The 19385-nt window shown below is 73.8% G+C and carries 22 protein-coding genes and 1 pseudogene; 9 read left to right on the top strand and 14 right to left on the bottom strand.

What is annotated here, in order from left to right; all coding sequences use genetic code 11:
- Positions 1 to 173 precede the first annotated feature (173 nt).
- The 4 genes from AB0950_RS27175 to AB0950_RS27160 all read right to left on the bottom strand — a co-directional run bounded on the left by AB0950_RS27175 (position 174) and on the right by AB0950_RS27160 (position 3054).
- Complete coding sequence (locus tag AB0950_RS27175) at positions 174 to 566, bottom strand: VOC family protein (protein WP_360148804.1); 393 nt, start codon at positions 564 to 566, stop codon at positions 174 to 176.
- Positions 567 to 616: 50 nt separating this feature from the next.
- Positions 617 to 1081 (bottom strand): pyridoxamine 5'-phosphate oxidase family protein, encoded by a 465-nt coding sequence (locus AB0950_RS27170; protein WP_366779600.1) that lies wholly within the window; start codon positions 1079 to 1081, stop codon positions 617 to 619.
- Between the two features lie 102 nt (positions 1082 to 1183).
- On the bottom strand, positions 1184 to 2026 hold the full coding sequence (locus tag AB0950_RS27165; RefSeq protein WP_366779599.1) for a hypothetical protein: 843 nt from the start codon (positions 2024 to 2026) through the stop codon (positions 1184 to 1186).
- Positions 2027 to 2085: 59 nt separating this feature from the next.
- On the bottom strand, positions 2086 to 3054 hold the full coding sequence (locus AB0950_RS27160; RefSeq protein WP_360574493.1) for a helix-turn-helix domain-containing protein: 969 nt from the start codon (positions 3052 to 3054) through the stop codon (positions 2086 to 2088).
- Positions 3055 to 3125: 71 nt separating this feature from the next.
- Between AB0950_RS27160 and AB0950_RS27155 the strand changes: the two genes are divergently transcribed.
- Both AB0950_RS27155 and AB0950_RS27150 read left to right on the top strand, forming a co-directional pair.
- The gene (locus tag AB0950_RS27155; protein WP_366779598.1) at positions 3126 to 4076 is read left to right on the top strand and encodes an NADP-dependent oxidoreductase; all 951 of its coding nucleotides are present in this window, start codon (positions 3126 to 3128) and stop codon (positions 4074 to 4076) included.
- 152 nt (positions 4077 to 4228) lie between these two features.
- Entirely contained in the window at positions 4229 to 4609 is a 381-nt protein-coding gene (locus AB0950_RS27150) for an anti-sigma factor antagonist (RefSeq protein ID WP_360148819.1), read from the top strand.
- Between the two features lie 34 nt (positions 4610 to 4643).
- Here AB0950_RS27150 and AB0950_RS27145 read toward each other — a convergent pair whose 3' ends face one another.
- Positions 4644 to 6899 carry a glycosyltransferase family 39 protein gene (locus AB0950_RS27145; protein ID WP_366779597.1) on the bottom strand — a complete coding sequence of 752 codons (2256 nt, stop codon included), beginning with the start codon at positions 6897 to 6899 and terminating at the stop codon, positions 4644 to 4646.
- A gap of 228 nt (positions 6900 to 7127) precedes the next feature.
- Here AB0950_RS27145 and AB0950_RS27140 point away from each other — a divergent pair, with 228 nt between their 5' ends.
- Complete coding sequence (locus AB0950_RS27140; RefSeq protein ID WP_366779596.1) at positions 7128 to 7778, top strand: DUF4230 domain-containing protein; 651 nt, start codon at positions 7128 to 7130, stop codon at positions 7776 to 7778.
- A gap of 48 nt (positions 7779 to 7826) precedes the next feature.
- Here the strand turns inward: AB0950_RS27140 and AB0950_RS27135 are convergent, their stop codons facing one another.
- The 6 genes from AB0950_RS27135 to AB0950_RS27110 form a co-directional block, all read right to left on the bottom strand.
- Positions 7827 to 9599 carry a complex I subunit 5 family protein gene (locus tag AB0950_RS27135; RefSeq protein WP_360148828.1) on the bottom strand — a complete coding sequence of 591 codons (1773 nt, stop codon included), beginning with the start codon at positions 9597 to 9599 and terminating at the stop codon, positions 7827 to 7829.
- Positions 9599 to 9946, bottom strand: coding sequence for a sodium:proton antiporter (locus AB0950_RS27130; protein WP_330342723.1), 348 nt, complete (start codon positions 9944 to 9946; stop codon positions 9599 to 9601). Before AB0950_RS27130 ends, AB0950_RS27135 begins: the two co-directional genes overlap by 1 nt.
- Before the next feature lie 8 nt (positions 9947 to 9954).
- Positions 9955 to 10692, bottom strand: a complete 738-nt coding sequence (locus AB0950_RS27125; protein WP_366779595.1) for an MnhB domain-containing protein — start codon at positions 10690 to 10692, stop codon at positions 9955 to 9957.
- Positions 10689 to 10949 (bottom strand): hydrogenase subunit MbhD domain-containing protein, encoded by a 261-nt coding sequence (locus AB0950_RS27120; RefSeq protein ID WP_360574487.1) that lies wholly within the window; start codon positions 10947 to 10949, stop codon positions 10689 to 10691. The genes AB0950_RS27125 and AB0950_RS27120 overlap by 4 nt, the downstream gene beginning before the upstream one ends.
- A gap of 119 nt (positions 10950 to 11068) precedes the next feature.
- Positions 11069 to 11521, bottom strand: a complete 453-nt coding sequence (locus AB0950_RS27115) for an MrpF/PhaF family protein (protein WP_360148837.1) — start codon at positions 11519 to 11521, stop codon at positions 11069 to 11071.
- On the bottom strand, positions 11518 to 11712 hold the full coding sequence (locus AB0950_RS27110; protein WP_366779594.1) for a hypothetical protein: 195 nt from the start codon (positions 11710 to 11712) through the stop codon (positions 11518 to 11520). The genes AB0950_RS27115 and AB0950_RS27110 overlap by 4 nt, the downstream gene beginning before the upstream one ends.
- 242 nt (positions 11713 to 11954) lie before the next feature.
- On the opposite strand from AB0950_RS27110, the gene AB0950_RS27105 reads away from it, so the two are divergent.
- Together AB0950_RS27105 and AB0950_RS27100 are read left to right on the top strand one after the other, a co-directional pair.
- Positions 11955 to 12515, top strand: coding sequence for a VanZ family protein (locus AB0950_RS27105; RefSeq protein WP_360148843.1), 561 nt, complete (start codon positions 11955 to 11957; stop codon positions 12513 to 12515).
- 96 nt (positions 12516 to 12611) lie between these two features.
- A pseudogene (locus AB0950_RS27100) lies at positions 12612 to 13586 on the top strand (glycoside hydrolase family 16 protein); the annotation flags it as partial.
- A gap of 15 nt (positions 13587 to 13601) precedes the next feature.
- Here the strand turns inward: AB0950_RS27100 and AB0950_RS27095 are convergent.
- Positions 13602 to 13847 carry a hypothetical protein gene (locus AB0950_RS27095; RefSeq protein ID WP_360149780.1) on the bottom strand — a complete coding sequence of 82 codons (246 nt, stop codon included), beginning with the start codon at positions 13845 to 13847 and terminating at the stop codon, positions 13602 to 13604.
- Positions 13848 to 13941: 94 nt separating this feature from the next.
- The gene (locus AB0950_RS27090; RefSeq protein ID WP_360148846.1) at positions 13942 to 14745 is read right to left on the bottom strand and encodes an SDR family oxidoreductase; all 804 of its coding nucleotides are present in this window, start codon (positions 14743 to 14745) and stop codon (positions 13942 to 13944) included.
- A gap of 168 nt (positions 14746 to 14913) precedes the next feature.
- Between AB0950_RS27090 and AB0950_RS27085 the strand changes: the two genes are divergently transcribed.
- Both AB0950_RS27085 and AB0950_RS27080 read left to right on the top strand, forming a co-directional pair.
- Positions 14914 to 15957 carry a PHP domain-containing protein gene (locus tag AB0950_RS27085; RefSeq protein ID WP_366779593.1) on the top strand — a complete coding sequence of 348 codons (1044 nt, stop codon included), beginning with the start codon at positions 14914 to 14916 and terminating at the stop codon, positions 15955 to 15957.
- A 51-nt stretch (positions 15958 to 16008) separates the two neighbouring features.
- A complete protein-coding gene (locus AB0950_RS27080; protein ID WP_360148852.1) occupies positions 16009 to 16665 on the top strand; it encodes an HAD family hydrolase in 657 nt (218 codons plus the stop codon).
- A 289-nt stretch (positions 16666 to 16954) separates the two neighbouring features.
- On the opposite strand, the gene AB0950_RS27075 is transcribed toward AB0950_RS27080, so the two are convergent.
- Positions 16955 to 17830, bottom strand: coding sequence for an alpha/beta hydrolase (locus AB0950_RS27075; protein WP_360148855.1), 876 nt, complete (start codon positions 17828 to 17830; stop codon positions 16955 to 16957).
- Positions 17831 to 18004: 174 nt separating this feature from the next.
- Between AB0950_RS27075 and AB0950_RS27070 the strand changes: the two genes are divergently transcribed.
- Entirely contained in the window at positions 18005 to 19036 is a 1032-nt protein-coding gene (locus tag AB0950_RS27070) for an SDR family oxidoreductase (RefSeq protein ID WP_366779592.1), read from the top strand.
- Between the two features lie 21 nt (positions 19037 to 19057).
- Entirely contained in the window at positions 19058 to 19333 is a 276-nt protein-coding gene (locus tag AB0950_RS27065) for a hypothetical protein (protein ID WP_360148861.1), read from the top strand.
- The last annotated feature ends 52 nt before the right edge of the window (positions 19334 to 19385 follow it).

Below are 19385 nucleotides of genomic sequence, written 5' to 3'. Positions count from 1 at the left end.
CGACGCCGCGGGTCGAGCCACCCGGCTGCGAATGCCGCGACGCCTCGAAGTCAGGTCGCGCCCCCCTGCGGATGTGTCGTGACTGGTCGGGCCCGCGGCTCTCGGCATCGCCCGGACCCGCGAACCCCCCTCGCGGCAGAGCCGGGTCCCGGCGGGCCGCCTTGCGGAGCCGCTCAGCCCTGCTTCGGCGCCGTGGCCGGCAGCAGGCGCAGGGTGAAGGAGTGGCCCGCGGGGTCGGCGTAGCCGCGTTCCTCGTACGGCCCCGGCGCGTCCTTCGTGTCGAGCGGCCGGCCCCCCAGCGCCACCACCCGCCGCTCGGCCTCGTCCAGGTCCTCGACCAGGAAGTCGAGATGGACCTGGAGGGAGTTCTCCGGGCGGGGCCAGCTCGGCGGGGTGGCGTTCACATCGCGGCGGAAGGCCAGCCGGATGCCGTCGGCGCCCCGGACCTCCACCAGGTTCGCCGAGGCGTGCGACTGCTCGCCCTCCAGCAACTGCCGGTAGAACTCGGCGAGTTTCTCCGGCTCGGCGCAGTCCAGCACGACCACGCCGCGGTTCACCAGTGTCATGTCTCCTCCCGGGAATGTCCTCCTTCTGCGGATATCCCGGGCGGCCGGGTTCACTCGGCCGGCAGCCACCGTCCGTCGCGCATCAACTCCCGGCCCCTGAGCTCGTTCTCCTCGCGCCAGGCCTGGACGCGCTGCGGGAGGATCCTGAAGTACAGGTAGCGGGCGGAGAGCCGGCGGGGGTCGAAGCCGGTCTTGCCGGCGAAAACCTCGGCGTCCTCCTCGGGGAGGTCCTCCGGGGTCACCGACTGGACGGTGCCCTCGATCATCACGACGTCCCGCGTCGGGCCGAGGCCCAGCCGGGCCCGGCCCGTGGCCAGGAGGTTGCGGCCGGTGGGGCTGTCGGCCGGGGTGGCGATCAGCAGGGTGGCGCCGTCCCACACGAAGGACAGCGGCACGAGATAGGGCTCGGCGCCGTCCGGTCCGGCGGTGGCGACCCAGACGTCGACGTCGTTCTCCAGCCGGTGCAGGGTGTCCTTCTTGCGCTCTGCGGGGGTGCGGGCGGGCGGTGGGGTCATGACGCCTCCTCGGTTCGCGAACGGCGTCCAGTGTGACCGTCTGCCCCGGGTCCCCGCACGGATGTGATCCAGGCGTGTCCCGGCGGCCGCAGGGAGCGGGCGTCACGCACAGCCGACGCCCTTCTTCAGCCGGGGCCAGGCCTCCACGCCGTCGGGGGTGCGCACGTAGGCCGTGGCGTGGTCGGGGGTGAGCCAGAGGCGCCGGTCGCGGTAGCGGTATCCGGTGTCGCGGGCGTCTGCGGGCATCCGGACGCGGCCGCGGTACGGCGCGGTGAGCAGCTCGTCGCCGAGCGCGCCCTCGGGGTCGCGGGCGTAGGTCGTACCGTCCAGGTCGAGGAAGTGGGCGGACTGCCAGCCGCAGTGTGCGGGGCCGGCGGAGCTGGTCAGCCGGCTCACCGGCACCCGTCTGCCGTGCCGGTCCGTCCACACCTCCCAGCCCTGGGCGGCCGCGAACGCGGCGGGGAACTCGGCGGGGTCGCAGGAGGCGTTCGTCTCCGGGCCCCAACCCGGCCGGTTCCTCTGGTCCTTGGCCACCACGACGGCCGCCCTGGTCCGGCCGCCGACGTCGTAGGAGTACAACACCCGGTCCCCCGCCCGGCGTTCCACGCGCCAGCCGTGGTCGGGCAGGCCCGGCTGGACCATGTCGAAGAAGAGCCGCAGGCCGTCCTGCGGGGTCCTGCCGCCCTCCGGCTCGCTCCAGCCGTCGGGGCCCGAACCCTCGAAGATCTCCCCGTCGCACTCCAGCGCCCGGCCCGCCGCCCCGGAGGCCAGCCGCAGGGCCCTCGGCCCGCTCGCGTCGGTCTGCCGGGTGGGCACGTACAGCGGTCCGCCGTACGCCGAGGCCGGTGGGGTGCCCTTCACCACCAGGTCCGGCCGGGGCGTGCCGCCGCACCCCGCCACCGTCACGACCGTCAGCACCGCCACCGCCGGCAGTCCTCTGCGCATGTCCCACCCCTGTTCCCGTGTGCTGCGTGCCCCTGCGACGCGCGAGCGGGCCGGAACGTTCAGCGGGTCTGCTGGAAGGTCCGCCGGTACGCCTGCGGGGAGACCCCGATCGCGGCGTGCAGGTGCTGGCGCAGCGAGGCGCCGGTGGCGAAGCCGACCTCCGCGGCGATCCGGTCCACCGGGAGGTCGCTGGACTCCAGCAGGTGCCGGGCGCGGGCGACACGCTGCTGGATCAGCCAGCGGCCGGGGCTGAGGCCGACCTCGTCGTGGAAGCGGCGGGCGAAGGTGCGCAGGCTCATCCGGGCGTGGCCGGCGAGGTCGGACAGGGTGAGCGGCTCGTCCAGACGCTCCAGGGCCCAGGCCCGGGTCGCGGCCGTGCTCGCCGCGCCGCTGACGGGGACCGGCTGCTCGATGTACTGGGCCTGGCCGCCGTCCCGGAACGGCGGGACGACGCAGCGGCGGGCCACGGAGTTGGCCAGCGAGCTGCCGTGGTCGGTGCGGACCATGTGCAGGCACACGTCGACGCCCGAGGCGGCTCCGGCGGAGGTGAGGATGCGGCCGTCGTCGACGAAGAGGACGTCCGGGTCCAGGTCGACCTTGGGGTACCGGCGGCGGAACAGGTCGGCCACCTGCCAGTGCGTGGTGGCCCGGCGGCCGTCCAGCAGGCCGGCCTCGGCGAGCACGAAGGCGGCCGTGCAGATGGAGACGATGCGTGCGTCCGGGCGGATCAGGGCGAGGGCCGCGGCGACCTCCTCGGGCAGTTCCGCGGGGATGTACGCCGGGGGCATCGAGGTGACCACGACCGTGTCCGCCGTCCCAAGGAGCTCCGGGCCGTGGGCGACGCCGATGGTGAAGTCGGCGCTGGTGCGCACCGGGCGGCCGTCGACCGTGCAGGTCAGCACCTCGTAGTGGCCGTCGGCGGCGCCGAGAATACGGCTGGGGATGCCCAGCTCGAAGGGGTAGACGCCGTCCAGGGCGAGGACGACGACCCGCTCGGGGCGCCGGGTGCGGAACTGCAGATCGGTCATGGCACGATCCTATCGGAGCTTGGCAATCATGCCATTTCCCCGGCGGGCGGCGCCCGGCAGGCTGGGTGACCATGAGCGATGTGAACACGATGCGAGCCATCAGCCAGGACGTCCTCGGCGGTCCCGAGGTGCTGAAGGAAGTACGGCTGGAGCGGCCGAAGCCGCGCCCCAACGAGGTGCTGGTCCGGGTACGGGCCGCCGGAGTCAACCCCACCGACTGGAAGCACCGCGCCACCGGCGGCTTCCTCGGCGAGCCGCCGTTCGTCCTCGGCTGGGACGTCTCCGGCGAGGTCGTGGAGACCGGGATCGGCGTGGCCGCCTTCGCGCCCGGCGACGAGGTCTTCGGCATGCTGCCCTACCCCTTCGGCCACGGCTCGCACGCCGAGTACGTGATCGCCCCGGTCCGGGCCCTGACGCACAAGCCGGCCTCGGTCGACCACACCCAGGCGGGCGCGCTGCCGCTGGTGTCCCTGACCGCCTGGCAGGCGCTGACCGAGCACGCGAACGTACGGCCCGGGCAGCGGGTGCTGATCCACGCGGCGGCGGGCGGCGTCGGGCATGTGGCGGTGCAGATCGCCAAGTCGCGCGGCGCCTACGTGATCGGCACGGCCAGCGCCGGCAAGCACGACTTCCTGCGGGAGATCGGCGTGGACGAGCCGGTGGACTACCGGACGACCGACGTGACCGAGGCGGTCCGGGACGTCGACGTGGTGCTGGACACGATCGGCGGGGACACCTCCGTCGAGTCGCTGAAGGTGCTGCGGCCGGGCGGTGTCGTGGTGTCGATCCTGCCGGTCGGGTCGCGGGAGTTCCACGACGAGGCCGAGCGGCTCGGCGTCCGGGCCGTGCGCATGCTGGTGGACGCCGACCGGGCCGGCATGGAGAAGATCGCGGAATTGGCGGAGGCGGGGAAGCTGAAGGCGACGATCGCCGGGACGTTCCCGCTGTCCGACGCGGCGAAGGCGCACGAAGTGGGCGACACCGGACGGACGACCGGGAAGCTGGTCCTTCTGGTCGACTGACCGTCAACTCCGGTCGGTGGAGCGCGATTACCGGGCGATACGCTTCAAACTCGAAGACATATGTCAACCGAACATGCTCAAATTCCTTCCATCGAGGGTAACTTGACGATCGGGAGACCGACGTCCGGGCACGGGTGGGAGGTGATGCCGTCGTGCGAGACGAGCCTGCGCCACTCACCCGTCACCTCCGCGTGTACGAACACCGGGCGCACACGGTGCTGGAGCTGCGCGGCGAGATCGACCTGGTCTCGGCGACGGAGATCGGCCCGTATCTGGACCGGGTCACCGACCGGCCCGGTGCGCGGGTCGTCATCGACCTGCGGTCGGTGGAGTTCTTCGACTGCTCGGGGCTGCGGCTGCTGTACCGGGCCCGCGCCCGGGTGCTGGGCGCGGGCGGGCAGCTGCACCTGGTGTGCACGCATCCGCTGACCCTGCGGGTCTTCCGGGTCACCGGTCTGTCCCGGCTGCTGCCCCCGCACCCGACGCTGGACGCGGCCGTGGCCCGGTCCGAGGCCGCGTCCGGCTCGCTGTGACTCCTCCCCCGCTCCCCGTCGCGGCGGGGAGCGGCTACCGGCCGGGGCCGCACCGGTAGAGCGTCTGGGCGGTGGCCGACGGCCCGCCGCCGGGGGCGGCCGTACCGCCGTACTCCGAGGCGGGCACCGGGGTGCAGGCGGACTGCACCCAGCGGGTGATCCGCGCGGCGGTCGTCGTCCCCGTGCCGGCGGGCGAACCCGCCGCGGTGCCGGGGTACTTCGTGCCGGTGGTCAGGGAGCCCGTGCCGCGGCCGCCGCCCAGCAGCACGAACCGCACCTTGCCCGCGCCGACCAGCTGCCGGAAGTGCGTCTCGGTGGGGAACGGCACCCGGCCGCTGAACCCGCCGAGCGGCAGGACGTGGGCGCCGGTCGCCAGGATGTAGGGGGCCGCGGTGCTCCAGCTGCCGGTGGCGAACGTGTAGGCGGCGGAACCCTGGTGGGCGCGGGCGTAGTCGAGCAGGCGGCGCTGGTCCGCGGTCAGTGAGCCGTCGCCCTGAGCGCCGCCGAAGCCGCCGCGGCCCGCCCCGCGCGCGGCGTCGCGTGCCGTCTGCCCGGACAGGGCGCCGCCGGTCCAGGCGGCCCGGCCGAACCTGCCGGGCCCGTTGCGCGCCGTTCCGCCGCCGCGGCCGGTGCCGGTCGGTCCGACCGCGCCCATCGTGGACGAGCGGTAGGCGGGGTTGAAGACCTGGACGGCCCAGGCGCTCGGCGCGAGGAGCAGGGCGGCCAGGGAAGCGGCCAGTCCGGTCAGGGCGAGGCGGCCCGCGGCGCGCGGCCGGCCGGGCCGGGCCAGGATCAGCAGCCCGGCGGCGGCGACGCCGAGCACGGCCACCGCGGGCGCGAGCCAGGGCACGAACGCCGGGAACTGCCCGGCGAGGTACGCACCCCAGGCGGCCGTCGCCGCGACCGCGGCCGGAAGCGCCCAGGCGCGCGGCCCGCCGGCCCGGTGGGCGCGCCACATCAGCACGGTTCCGGCTCCGGTGAGCGCGGCGAGCGGTACCGCGATCACGCCCATGTAGTAGGTGTGGCCGCCGACGCTGCCCGCGCTGAAGACCAGGAAGTACAGGGCGAGCCAGCCGGACCACAGGACGTATCCGGCGCGCAGCCGGTCGGTGCGCGGGCGTCCCCGGCACCACAGCAGTCCGCAGACCGCGGCCACGGCGGCGATCGGGTAGAACCAGCCGGTCTGGGAGGCGAGCGACGTCGCGAACATCTTCGACCAGCCGTTCTGGCCCCGGCCGAAGGCGCCGCCGCCCGCCGCGCCACGGGCGTCCCGGAGAAGTCCGCCGTCCTGGCCGGCGCGCGCCCCGCCCGCGCCCAACGCGCCGGTACTGCGTCGGCCGGCGTCCCCGGCGGTCGTACCGGGGAAGACCCGTCCGGCGCCGCCGCCCTGGGTCGCGCTCACGCTGCCCGTCGAGGCCGCGCTGACGCCGAGCGAGGAGAAGCGGCTCAGGAAGTTGTAGCCGACCACCATGCTGAACGCGGAGTTAGTGGTGGTGCCATCCACATACGGCCGGTCCTTGGCCGGGGTGAGGGCGACGGCCAGCATCCACGACGCCGACACGGCGGTCGTCACGAGGGCGGCGACGCCGAGGTGCAGCAGGCGCCGGCGCAGCGTGAGCGGCGCCGACAGCAGGTAGACCAGGGCGAGTGCGGGCAGGACGGCCCATGCCTCCAGCATCTTGGCCTGGAAGCCGACGCCGACCCAGACACCGGCCAGCAGCAGCGGGCGCAGCCGGCCGGCACGGGCGGCACGCTGGGTGGCCTCGGCCGCGAGCAGCAGACACAGCGTGAACGCGGGATCCTCGACGGCGGTGCGGAACAACCCGACCGCAACCGGGGTCACCAGGAAGGCCGTGCAGGCGATGAGCGCCGCGTTCACGCCCGCCCAGCGGCGCACCAGGCGGTGCAGGACCAGCAGGCAGGCCATTCCTTCCAGGACCTGGGGCAGGGCCAGGCTCCACGGATGGAATCCGAAAAGCCGTGCGGACAGCGCCTGCGGCCACAGGAATCCCGGCAGTTTGTCGAGCGTGATGGAGTTCCCGGGGTCGAAAGAGCCGTAGAAGAAGGCCTTCCAGCTCTCCGTCATGCTGCGGGCGGCGCTCGCGTAGAACGTGTGGTACTGGCTGTGGTCGATGCCCCAGCCGTAGAGGACGGCGGCGAGCACGGTGAGCAGCAGCAGCGCCGGTCGTGCGTACGCGGGCTCGCCCACCGGTGACCGCCAGGGTGGTCGCCGGGGCGGGCGGCGGTCGGCACCGGTGGACGCGGTTGCGTCGAGGACGTTCGTGGCCATGGCCAGCAGTCTTGGTCACCGCGCGCCCGCGCAGCGCCGCGGCGGCACCCTTCAAGGAAATTCTCATCGCGTCCAGGGGGTCTCTTTAATGACGTGACATCGAATTTGCACCGCAAAAGCGTGTTCCTTACCTGCTGCGGGAGTCCGCCGCCCACGGTGCCGCCTCGATGAGCCGGTCTGGCGGGCAGCTGACGGGGCATCCGCAGATGGGGAAGGAGGAACGTCACCATGACGACTTCCGTCAAGCGCCTGCCCGGCTGGGCCAAGGCCGTCGCCGCGCTGGTCCTCGTGCTGGCCGTGCTGTTCGCCGGTGTCCGGCTGGCCGTACTCCCGGGGATCAAGGACTTGTTCGGCACCGAGACGCACGACCGTTCCGGTCCCGCTCTCCTGAAGTCGATCCAGGACATGAGCCGTTACGACGCCGCCTCGGGCGACTTCCAGGTGGTCGTCGATCTGGAGAAGAACGCGAAGTACTTGCCCTCGGCGATCCGCGGCACCCGCACCCTGTACGTCGGCGCGGGCACCGTGGACGCGTACGTCGACCTCGGCCAGGTCGGTGAGAAGGACATACGGGTCAACGGCGACCGCACGTCCGCTACGCTCCGGCTGCCGCACGCCCGGCTCGGCAGGCCGGCCCTCGACCCCGACCACTCCTACGCCGTGTCCAAGCAACGCGGCCTGCTGGACCGGCTCGGCGATCTGTTCTCGGACAACCCGGACAGCGAGCAGGCCGTGCAGAAGCTCGCCGTGCGGCACATCGCCGACGCGGCGAAGGGCAGTGGCCTGACCGCGCGCGCCGAGACCAACACCACCGGCATGATCCAGGGCCTGCTGCGTTCCCTCGGCTTCCGGGAGGTGCACATCACCTACGGCCTTTGAGCAGGCCTTCCCCTCTGTGGAGTGGGGCGCTCCCTCCGAGGCGGCCGGTCAGCCGCCGAGCACCCCGGGCAGGGCCAGCGCCCCCAGCACGGCGGTGCCCATCAGGACCCAGGCCACGTAGTCGCCGACGTGCCCGGACTGCAGCCGGCGCAGGGGGGCGGCCCAGTCGGGGGCGGCGGTCCAGTCCGGGCGGGTGACGGCGAGGCCGGCGAGGGCGACGGCGAGCGCGGTGGAGGCGAGGCCCAGCAGGACGCCGTGGGCCGTCCACTGGGCGGAGGCGTGGGCGCCGCCGGATCCGGCCTCGTTGACGGCACGGGCGACCAGATCACCGAAGCCGGGGACCGCGCCGACGGCGAGTGCGGCGGCGAGGAGCACGGCGGGGACCGTCCTCATGGTGTCGGGGATCCGGCTCAGCGGTCCGGTCGTCTCGGGTTCCTCCTTGGATCCGCTGGTCTCCAGCTCGGAGCCGGCCTCGTCCGGCTGCGGTCCGAGACCGAGGAACACGCGCGCGGCGACCCGCAGCACGGCGCCGGCGGTGATGGCGGAGGCGGCGACGTACACGACGGTGAGCGGGCCGCCGACCGCCTCCTCGCTGACCGCCTTGCCGAGCCCCGTGCCGAACGGGGGCAGGCCGGCGAGGCCGAGGGCGCCGACGGCGAACATCACCCCGGTCATGCGCAGTTCGCGTGCCCGGCCGTGCAGGGTGTGCTCGTCGAGGCAGCCGTACCGGTCCAGCAGCACGCCCGCGCAGGCGAACAGCGCGGCCTTCACCCCGGCGTGCCCGAGGACGTAGAGGGCGGCGCCGTCGTCGCCCTCGGGGGTGAGGACGCCGAGGGCCACGAGGAACAGGCCGGTGTGGGAGATGGTGGAGTAGGCCAGGAGCCGTTTGATGTGCCGCTGGTACCAGCACATGACGGCGCCGGTCGCGGCGGTGAGCGCGCCCAGGGTGACCAGGGCCCGGGTCAGGTCGGCGGCGGGGATGCCGCCGGGTCCGGAGAAGACGGTGCCGTACACCCGCCACACGCCGTAGGCGCCGAGCTCGACCATCACCCCCGACAGCAGCATGCACACCGGGGTGGGGGCGACGGCGTGCGCGTCCGGGAGCCAGAAGTGGAACGGTACGGCGGCGGCCTTCACCAGCAGCCCGGTCACCACGAGGACGAAGGCGGCCAGCACCAGGGCGTCCCCTCCCCCGTGCCCCGCCGCGCTGTCGAGCCCGCGGCCGATCTTCGCCATGGCGAGTTCGCCGGTACGGGCGTACAGCAGGGCGATGCCCATCAGCATGCCGTAGGCGCCGAGGGAGTTGACGACGCCGAAGGTCAGCGCGCCCTGAACGGCCTTCGCCTCGTCGATGCGGTAGCCGGTGAGCGCGTAGGCGGTGACGCTCATCAGCTCGAAGAACACGAACGCGTTGAACAGGTCGCCGGCGATGGCGAATCCGCACATGGCGCCCTGGAAGACCAGCATCAGCGCGGTGAAGGCGCCCCGGTGGCTGCGCGGGGGTTCGTCGAAGTAGCGCCAGGAGTAGGCGAGGGCGGCCAGCGTCAGCAGGGACACCAGCGCGGCCATGCCGAGCGCGGGGCCGTCGCCGAGGACGACGATGCCGACGCTCTCGCCGCCGACGGGCAGCCAGGCGCCGACCCACTCGACCATCGGCGGCGAGGAGTTCAGCAGCAGCAGGAGCGCGAGGGCGGCCGTACCGCCGGAGACCACGAAGCCGGTGATCTCGGCGGCGATCCGGGGCAGATGGCGGCCGGTGGCCACCAGCAGGGCGGCGCCGAGCAGGGGGACCGCCACGAGCAGCGGGAGCAGATGGTGCATCAGCCGCGCAGCTCCCGCAGTTCGTCGGGGTCGACCGTGCCGTGCCGTTTGGCGATCTGCAGGACGAGGGCGAGCAGCAGGGCGGTGACGGTGGCGCCGACGACGATGTCGGTGAGGGTGAGGGCCTGGACGACGGGGTCGACCACGGGCCGCGAGCCGGGCTTGATGTCGGAGAAGACCGGTGCGGTGCCGCCGTCGCGGTAGCCGACCGCGAGCAGCAGCACGTAGGTGGAGGACTGGCAGACCGCGAGACAACCGACGGCGTGGATCAGGTTGCGGCTGGTGGCGAGGCCGTAGCAGCCGGTCAGGAAGACGTAGGCGGCGACCAGGTAGGGAAGGACGTGCATCACGGATCTCAACTCCCGTGCTCCTCCTCGATCTCGACGGCCTGGTCGAGGAAGTTCGCGAGCAGCACGACGACCGCGCTCGCCACCTCGATGCCGATGGCCGCGTTCAGCAGGGGGACGGCGCCGCCGGAGGACAGGGTGTTGAAGGTGCCGTACGGCAGCAGCGTGTTGGCCAGGAACGCGGTGCCGCCCAGGGCCCCGGCGACGCCCAGCATGAGGTACGCGGAGACCGCGAGCGCGTCGGAGGTCTCGAAGACGGTGAGCGGGCGGACGCGTTCCAGCGCCTGGTAGTCGGCGCCGAGGTACAGCAGGTGCAGGGCGGTCGCGGCGACGACGCCGCCCTGGAAGCCGCCGCCGGGGCTCAGCTGGCCGTGGGCGATGACGTAGAGGCCGGTGACCAGGGCGACGGGCAGCACGATCAGCGCGTAACGGCGGACCGGGCGGGCCACCTCGGCGGGCTGCGGCTGTTCCCGGTGCTCGTCGCGGGCCTGGCGCAGCAGCACCACGCAGCCGAGGACGGCGGCGAACATGATGCTCATCTCGCCGAGGGTGTCGTAGGCGCGCTGGTCGAAGTTGACGGAGGCGATGGTGTTGGCGGTGTGCCGGGTGAGGGAGGCGTGCACGGCGCGGACGCCGTAGGGGTGGCTCTTGCCGCCGAAGCCCGGCAGGTCGAGGCAGCCGGCGACGAGCAGGGCGGCCAGGCCGGCGCCGCCGACGGCCAGCAGGGCGAGCCGCAGCCGGTTCACTCGGCACCGTCCTGCGGCCGGCCGCGCCGCCGGACCTTGCGCACGCTGAGCATGATGAGCAGCGGGGTGAGCGCGGAGCCGACGGCCAGCTGGGACAGGCCCACGTCCGGCGCCTGGAGCACGGTGAACAGCACGGCCAGCACGGTGCCGAGCACGGACAGCACCAGCGCCTGCCGGGCGGGGTCGCGCTGTACGACGGCCGCGGTGGCGGAGGCGGCCATCAGCAGCAGCGCGACGACGATCACGGCATCACTCACGCCCCGCTCCCCCTTCCGCAAGGTGACAGACCGTCAGGCGCCCCTCGCCGTCGCGCACCTCTGGCTGCCGCCGACGCTCCGTTCCTGCCGGTCCGCCGGCACGCCGGACATCGCGCACGTCAGCCACCCCGCACCCCCTGGAAGCCGCCCGACAGGGCGCGTGAAGCGATGACGTTGCCGGTGATCAGGAGGGCGCCGATGACCAGCAGCTTCACCATGGCGCGGCCGGGCCCGGTGGGGACGCAGACGGCGGCCACGACCACCGCGCTCAGGGCGGCGGCGGTCCAGGTCAGTCCCCAGGCGCTCGGCCGCTCGCGTTCCAGTTCGTCGGAGAGCAGCCGGGCGAAGACGAGCGTGCCGATCGGGCCGAGCAGGGCCAGCAGCAGGGCCAGGTCCACGTACGCCGGGCGGCCGTAGCCCTGGGAGAGCAGCAGCAGGGCCGGGCACAGGGCCGAGGTGGTCATGTTCTGGGCGACGACGCGGCGGCCCGGCGCCCCGGTGGTCACGCCCCACAGGGCGGCCGTCCCTGCCCCGCCGATCTCGACGGCCGCCGCGAGGATCCAGCCGTTCACCGCCAGGTCACCGCCCGCCGGCCGGCCCGTGCCAGCAGCGCCCCGACGGCCGCGGAACTCCCGCCGACGACCCACTCCAGGGGGTAGACCGGGGTGATGAGCACCAGCCACAGCAGCGTCAGCGCCGCCCACCAGGCGAGGAGTTCACCGACGGTGAGGAGGAGCGTGCGCGGCGCCGTACGCCGGGTCATCCGCCACCTCCTCGGTCCGCTCTGTACGCATGCGCGGCGAAGTGTCCGGTGTGCCGCTCGGGGCATCCAAGCACCGCCGGGCCCGTGGAGGGGCGGCGGCACGCGGGTCCGCATCCGGAGTGCCCCGGGAGCGTGAACGGAAACGCCGCGCCGCGCCCGGAGCCGCCCAGGCGGTGGCATTGCGGGCCGGTTGCCGGGTAACCGGCTTGGCGGACACGGACGTTGACCGTCGGAGGTGTGCCATGACCCGTGCCGTCCCACGGCTGCCCGAGGCGCTGAGCGCTCCCTGGAGGCGGGCGCCGGCCGCGAAGGGCCGCCGGCCGGTCGCTCGGCACGCGCTCCCGCTGCCCGTGCGACTGGCTGCGATGCTGGTGGCGTTCGCGTTCATGGTGGCCTTCGCCGTCGTGCTGGCCCGGATCACACTGGAGCCGTCGCCCGCCTCGGCGCATCTGACGCACAGCAACGTGCACCCCGGCCGCTCCCTGCGGGCCTACCTGGAGCAGGCGCGGACGGTGGACGCGATGCGGCAGATCGGCGGGAACGTGCTCCTCGGCGTTCCGTTCGGGGTGCTGGTGCCGGTGCTCGCCCCGCGTGCGCGCGGTGTGCTCCACGTGGTGGCGCTCACGGCGCTGGTGATGCTGATGGTGGAGCTGGTCCAGGGCGCGCTGATCACCGGGCGGGCCTTCGACATCGACGACGTCCTGCTGAACACGTCCGGGGCGCTGCTCGGCTGGCTGCTGCTGGGGCGGCGGCTCGGGCGGGCGGTGCACCGGCGCGTGCGCACGCCGGAATCGTCTGACTGACCGTCAGCAACAGGTCTGCACCAGGGTATTGACGCCTCCCTTTTCTCACTCCTTAAATCAAGAGGCGTCACACCCCCCCACGCCGAACGGAGAGCCATGGCTTCCCCACGCCTGCTCCGCAGTTGCCTGCTCACCGCCCTGTCCGCCGCACTGGTCGGCGCCGCCGCCGTCGCTCCGGCGCGGGCGCAGAACCCCGCGCCCGCGGCGGCGACCGCCACCGTCTTCTCCGACACCTTCGACGGACCCGCGGGCTCCCCGGTCGACTCCTCGAAGTGGAATCTGGAGACCGGCGACAACGTCAACAACCACGAGCGCGAGTACTACACGTCCGGGACGAACAACGCGGCCCTGGACGGCCAGGGGCACCTGGTGATCACCGCCCGGAAGGAGAACCCGGCCGGCTACCAGTGCTGGTACGGCACCTGCCAGTACACCTCGGCCCGGCTGAACACGTCCGGCAAGTTCAACGCCCAGTACGGCCACGTCGAGGCGCGGATGAAGATCCCGCGCGGCCAGGGCATGTGGCCGGCGTTCTGGATGCTGGGCACGCCCGTGAACTGGCCGGACTCGGGCGAGATCGACGTGATGGAGAACGTCGGCTTCGAGCCGTCCACCGTGCACGGCACCATCCACGGCCCCGGCTACTCCGGCTCCGGCGGCATCGGCGCGGCCTACACGCTGCCGGGCGGGCAGGCCTTCGCGGACGGCTTCCACACCTTCGCCGTCGACTGGGCGCCCGGCTCCATCACCTGGTCCGTGGACGGCACCGTCTACGAGCGGCGCACCCCCGCCGACCTCGGCGGGAAGACCTGGGTGTACGACAACAAGCCGTTCTTCCTGATCCTGAACCTGGCCGTGGGCGGCTACTGGCCCGGCGACCCGGACGCCAGTACCCAGTTCCCGCAGCAACTGGTGGTGGACTCGGTGTCGGTGACGACCAGCGGCACCGCGGCCGGGATGCCGCTCCACGGGCCCGCCGGCACATAACTGCCCGGCGCCCGCCCCGCGCACGGCACACCGATCCAGGGGGACGACGGCAGCGGCGCCGCGGCCCGGCAGTGGACGACCGGCCGGGCCGCGGCCCGCTCAGTGCACCGTCCAGGTGTACTTGCCCCCGCCGACCCAGCGGACCACGTCGGGGTCGTCCAGGTCGTGGATGGTGATGCCGTGCGAGGCGGCCGTCTCGAGGACGTCGGTGATGTTCCTGGCCTGACCGATCACCTGACCGTCGATCTCCATGATCCGGAAGGGCCGCTCGCCGGGCTTGCCCGGGCACACTCCGAGCACCAGGATCCGCGGATGGGAGATGTGGGGAGCTGCTTGTTCGGTCATGCAATAGAGCCTAAAACGCATCGCGTGCCGACGAGTCGTCCGGGGAAGCCGTCCAGCGGACCGGCGCCTCCTGAAGCGTCACCGTGCTGCCCGCTCAGGGACGCCGCCAGTCGTCGCTCGTCAGATGGGAACCGGCCTGCGGGCCCATCCGGAGCATGCCGCCGTCGACGCTCCAGGAGGCGCCGGTGACGTACGAGGCGTCCGGGCTCGCCAGGAAGGCGATGACCGCGGCGACCTCGCGGGCGTCGCCGGGCCGCCCGAGCGGCACGCCCGGCCGGCGCTCGGTGTGCACGTCGGTGTCCTCCTGGCCGGTCATCGGCGTGGCGATCTCGCCCGGCGCCACCGCGTTCACCGTGATGCCGTACTCCGCGAGTTCCAGGGCCATGACCTGCGTGAGCAGCCCGAGCCCGCCCTTGGCCGCGCAGTACGGGGCCGCGCCGACCCGGGGCTGGTGCTCGTGGACGGAGGTGACGTTGACGATCCGGCCGCCGTCGCCCTGCCGGATCATGTGCCGGGCCGCGCGCTGCCCGCACAGGAAGGGGCCGACGAGGTCGACGTCCAGGACGCGGCGCACGTCCGGCAGGGTCAGGTCGAGGAAGGGCGTCATGACGCCCGTGCCGGCGTTGTTGACCAGGACGTCGAGACGGCCCAGCTCGGCGCAGAGTTCGTCCACGGTGTCGGCGGCCTCGGGCAGCCGGGTGAGGTCCAGCTGCGCGACGGCGGCGCGGCGGCCCTTGCCGCGGACCTCCTCGGCCGTCTGCTCGGCGCCCTTCTCGTCGGTGTGCCAGGTGATGCCGACGTCCAGGCCGGCCTCTGCCAGGCGTACGGCGGTGGCGCGGCCGATCCCGGAGTCCGCGCCCGTTACCAACGCCGTGCGCTGTGCGGCCGGTGGGGACATGGCGAGCCTCCTCATGGTGGTGGTTTGGGCGTTTTCGCAGTACCCGGGGGCGGGGGCGGCAAACGGTCGCATCCGCCCGGCCGGGCGCCGTCGCGGGCCGCGGGTGTGATGCGGTTGCCCGCGCGGTTCCCCGCGCCCCTGCGGGGCGTCTCGGGCACCCTGGGGTGCATGGAGCCCGTGGCTGCCCTCGACCGGATCGCGTTCCTGCTGGAGCGGGCGCTCGCGCCCACCTACCGGGTGAAGGCCTTCCGTACCGCCTCCCGGGCGCTGGCCGCGCTGCCCGCCGAGGAGGTGGCGGAGCGGGCCGCGGCCGGGACGCTGGAGGCGCTCAAGGGGGTCGGGCCGAAGACCGCGCAGGTGGTGCGCGAGGCGCTGGCCGGGGAGGTGCCCGGGTATCTGCGCAAGCTGGAGGAGGAGGCCGGGGCGTCCCCCGGCGCGGAGGGCGCCGGGGCAACGTTGCGGGCGCTGATCCGGGGGGACTGCCACACCCATTCGGACTGGTCCGACGGGGGCAGCCCGATCGAGGAGATGGGGCGGGCGGCGGCCGAGCTGGGCCACGAGTGGACGGCGCTGACCGACCACTCCCCCCGGCTGACCGTGGCCCGTGGACTGTCGCCGGAGCGGCTGCGCGAGCAGCTGAAGGTGGTGGCGCAGCTGAACGAGCGGTGGGCGCCGTTCCGGCTGCTCACCGGCATCGAGTGCGACATCCTCGAGGACGGCTCGCTGGACCAGGAGCCGGAGCTGCTTCAGCGGCTCGACGTGGTCGTGGTGTCGGTGCACTCCAAGCTGCGGATGGACGCCCGCTCGATGACCCGCCGGATGGTGGCCGCCGTCCGCAATCCGCACGCCGATGTGCTCGGGCACTGCACGGGCCGGCTGGTGACGGGCCGGGGGCGGCCGGAGTCGGAGTTCGACGCCGACGCGGTCTTCACCGCCTGCGCCGAGTCCGGTACGGCCGTGGAGATCAACAGCCGCCCCGAGCGGCTGGACCCGCCCCGCCGGCTGCTGCGGCGGGCCGTGGACGCGGGGGTGCTGTTCTCCGTCGACACCGACGCGCACGCGCCGGGCCAGCTGGACTGGCAGATCCTCGGCTGCGCCCGGGCCGAGGAGTGCGGGGTGCCCGCCGAGCGGGTGGTGACCACCTGGTCCGCCGATGAGTTGCTGGCCTGGACCCGGGACGGCCGGGTTCCGGCCCGCGCCGCGGGTTCCTGACCTGCCCGGTGTGGTACCCGGCCCGCACCGAGAGCCAGGAAAGGAACCCTGATGGAGCGCGCCGCCGTCTTCGATGTCGACGGGACCCTGGTCGACACCAATCACCTGCACGTCGTCACCTGGTGGGAGGCCTTCCGGCAGGCCGGGCACGACGTGCCCATGCACGCGGTGCACCGGGCCGTGGGCCTCGGCTCCACGGATCTGATCGCCCATCTGCTCGGCGACGGCCGCGACAAGGATCAGGACGCCCGGCTCAGCGCCGCGCACAAGACGCTGTACGGCCAGTACTTCGACCGGCTGCCCGCCCTGCCGAAGGCCGGGGAGCTGCTGCGCCGGCTGCACCGGGACGGCTGGACGGTCGTCCTCGCCACCTCGGCGAGCGGCGCCGAACTGGGCGCGCTGCGCCGGGCGATCGACGCCGACGACGCGATCGCGGACACCGCGAGTTCGGAGGACGTGCGGGAGGGCAAGCCGGCCCCGGAGCCCGTGGAGCACGCGCTGGAGCTGGCCGGGGCGCCGGCCTCGCGGGCGGTGCTCGTGGGGGACACCGTGTGGGACATGCGGGCGGGCAGCAAGGCCGGGGTGCGCTGCGTGGGGGTGCTGTGCGGCGGGATCCCCCGGGCCGATCTGGAGGAGGCCGGGGCGGAGGCCGTGTACGCCGACCCCGCCGACCTGCTGGAGCGGCTCGACACCAGCCCGCTGGCCTGAGCTTCACAGAGGGTGACGCAGGTCACAGGGGCGACCGGAACACCCTAGGGTGGTTGCCCGTTGAACAAGGCGTGGGTACGGATGGGACAGTGTCCCCGGGCCTCACCTTTTGCCCACAGGGACGATCGTTCGGCTGAAGCCCTGTGGAGCCTTTCGCCGAGAGGCGACCGCCATCCGTGCCCGCCACCTGACCGCCCCGGCCGTGAATCCCCCGTCACGGCCGGGGCTTTCTCCTGCCCGGGGGCGGGCCGCCGTCTTTCACGGCCGGGGCCGGCCGCCGCTTCCCCGTTCACCGGCCGGCCGCTCCGGCACCGACCGGCCCGCCCGCGCGGACGCCACCCGCCTCGACGAACTCCCGCAGGTCGGCCGTGAGCCGTGCCGCGTGGGTGGCGAACAGGCCGTGCCCGGCGTTCTCGTACACCTTCAGAGTGCCGTCCGGCACCAGCCTGGCCGCGCGCTCACCGGTGAGCGGCAACGGCGCGGAGGCGTCGTGGGTGCCGTGCACCACCAGCACCGGCAGGTCCAGCGCGGGCAGCTCGTCGGTGAGGTCCAGCCCGGCGACGACGGCCCGGACGCCGGTCGCGGCGCGGGGCCCGGCGACCATGCAGCGGTCGATCAGATGACGGACGTAGGCCGGGGAGACGTCGTTGCCGAGCCGGACGGCGAAGAAGTCGTCCGCGAGCAGCGTGAAGTAGGCCGCCCGGTCGCGCCGGAACAGCTCCTCGTCGGCGCGGACGTCCGCGGGGCCGATGCCCTCCGGGAGGTTCGCCGAGCGGACGACCCCGGGGCTGACCCCGGCCACCAGGGCGACCCGGTCCACGCGCGCGGCGCCGTGCCGGGTCACGCAGCGGATCACCTCGGCGGCGCCCACGGAGTGCCCCACGAGGGTGACCCCGCGCAGGTCGAGATGGTCGAGCAGGCCGTGCAGGTCGTCGGCGAGGGTGTCGAGGTCGTAGCCGTTCCAGGTGTCGTCGGAGCGGCCGTGGCCGCGCCGGTCCAGGGCCACGCAGCGGAATCCGGCCTCCGCGAGCGGCAGCGTCTGCTGCTCCCACATCTCGTGGCCGAGGTAGGCGCTCGCGGCGAAGACGACGACGGCGCCGGTGGCGGGGCCGTGGTCGACGTAGTGCAGACGGGTGCCGTCGACGGGGCTGTCGAAGTACGGCATGGGTGCCTCCTCGGCGGTGGGGACCTGGTGCGACGCCTCTCGTCGCGCTGACGGTCCCGATACTGCCCAGACCGGGCACGCCGGTCGATTACCCCCCACGTCATGGCCGGGTGTGCCCGCGTGAGGAGCCGGGTACCCGGCCGTCCGCGAAACCCTGGCCGAGAGGAGCCGAAGGTGAGCAGCGCAACGGGCATCAGGGTCGTCGTCACCGGCGCCACCGGCAATGTCGGCACGAGCGTGGTGCGGCTGCTCTCGGAGGATCCACAGGTCAAGTCCGTGCGCGGACTGGCCCGGCGGACGCCCGGGTGGTCGCCGCCGAAGACCGAGTGGTCCGCCGTCGACCTCGCCGCCGACGAGGACAGCCTCGCCGAGCGCTTCGAGGGCGCGGACGCGGTGGTCCATCTGGCCTGGGCGTTCCAGCCGACGCACGATCCGGCGACCACCTGGCGGACCAATGTCCTCGGCAGCATCCGGGTGTTCGAGGCCGTCGCCGCCGCTCGGGTGCCGGTGCTGGTGCACGCCTCGTCCGTGGGCGCGTACTCGCCGGGCCCGAAGGACCGCGCGGTGGACGAGTCCTGGCCGACGCACGGCTGGCCGGACGCCGCGTACTGCCGGGAGAAGGCGTATCTGGAGCGCACGCTGGACGTGTTCGAGCGGGACCACCCCGAGGTGCGGGTGGTGCGGATGCGCCCGGCGTTCCTGTTCAAGTGGCAGTCCGCGAGCGAGCAGCGGCGGATCTTCGGCGGTCGGTTCCTGCCGGGGCCGCTGGCCCGCCCCGAGCTGCTGCCCTTCCTGCCGGACATCCCGGGGCTCCGGGTGCAGGCGCTGCACACCGACGACGCCGCCGAGGCCTACCGGCTGGCGGTGCACACGGCCGGCGCGCGGGGCGCGTTCAACCTCGCCGCGGACCCGCCGCTCGACGCCGCCGTGCTCGCCGAGATGCTGGGCAGCCGCCCCGTACGGCTGCCGCGTACGGCGGCCCGGTCGGCGATCGCCGCGGCCTGGGGACTGCATCTGCTGCCGGCCTCGCCGCATCTGTTCGACGCCGTGCTGCGCCTGCCGCTGATGGACTGCGGCCGGGCGCAGACCGAACTGGGCTGGCAGCCACGGCGCACGGCGACCGAAGTGCTGCAGGAGTTCCTGGACGGCCTGCAGAAGGGCGCGGGAATGGAAACCGAGCCGATGCGCGGGCAGAAGGTCGGCTGAGCGGGCCGAGGGGAGTACGTCATGGCCGCAGAACGCGAGCCCGAGCCGGAGCGCGGCACGGGCCCGGTACCGAGGGACATGCCCGACCAGCAGGCGGGCGCGGGAGAGGACCCGTGGGAGGTCCGCCCGGGCCGACGCGACGAGGACACTCAGGGCGCGGAGGACTCCGCCGAGGAGGCCTCCCCGCCGGACACCGACGTCCCCGACACGGACGAGGCCGGCACGGGCCCACGCGGCTCGCCACGCTCGGGGACGGTCCACCCCGAACACCCGTCACCGGACGAATCACCTGCGTGAGCGGCGGGCGCGCGTTCAGGCTGCCCCCCCCAGAAGGGTGATCGGCGCCCGT

The sequence above is a fragment of the Streptomyces sp. NPDC007189 genome, assembly GCF_040703635.1.
Lineage (GTDB): Bacteria > Actinomycetota > Actinomycetes > Streptomycetales > Streptomycetaceae > Streptomyces.
This window is presented reverse-complemented; position numbering and strand designations above follow the sequence as displayed.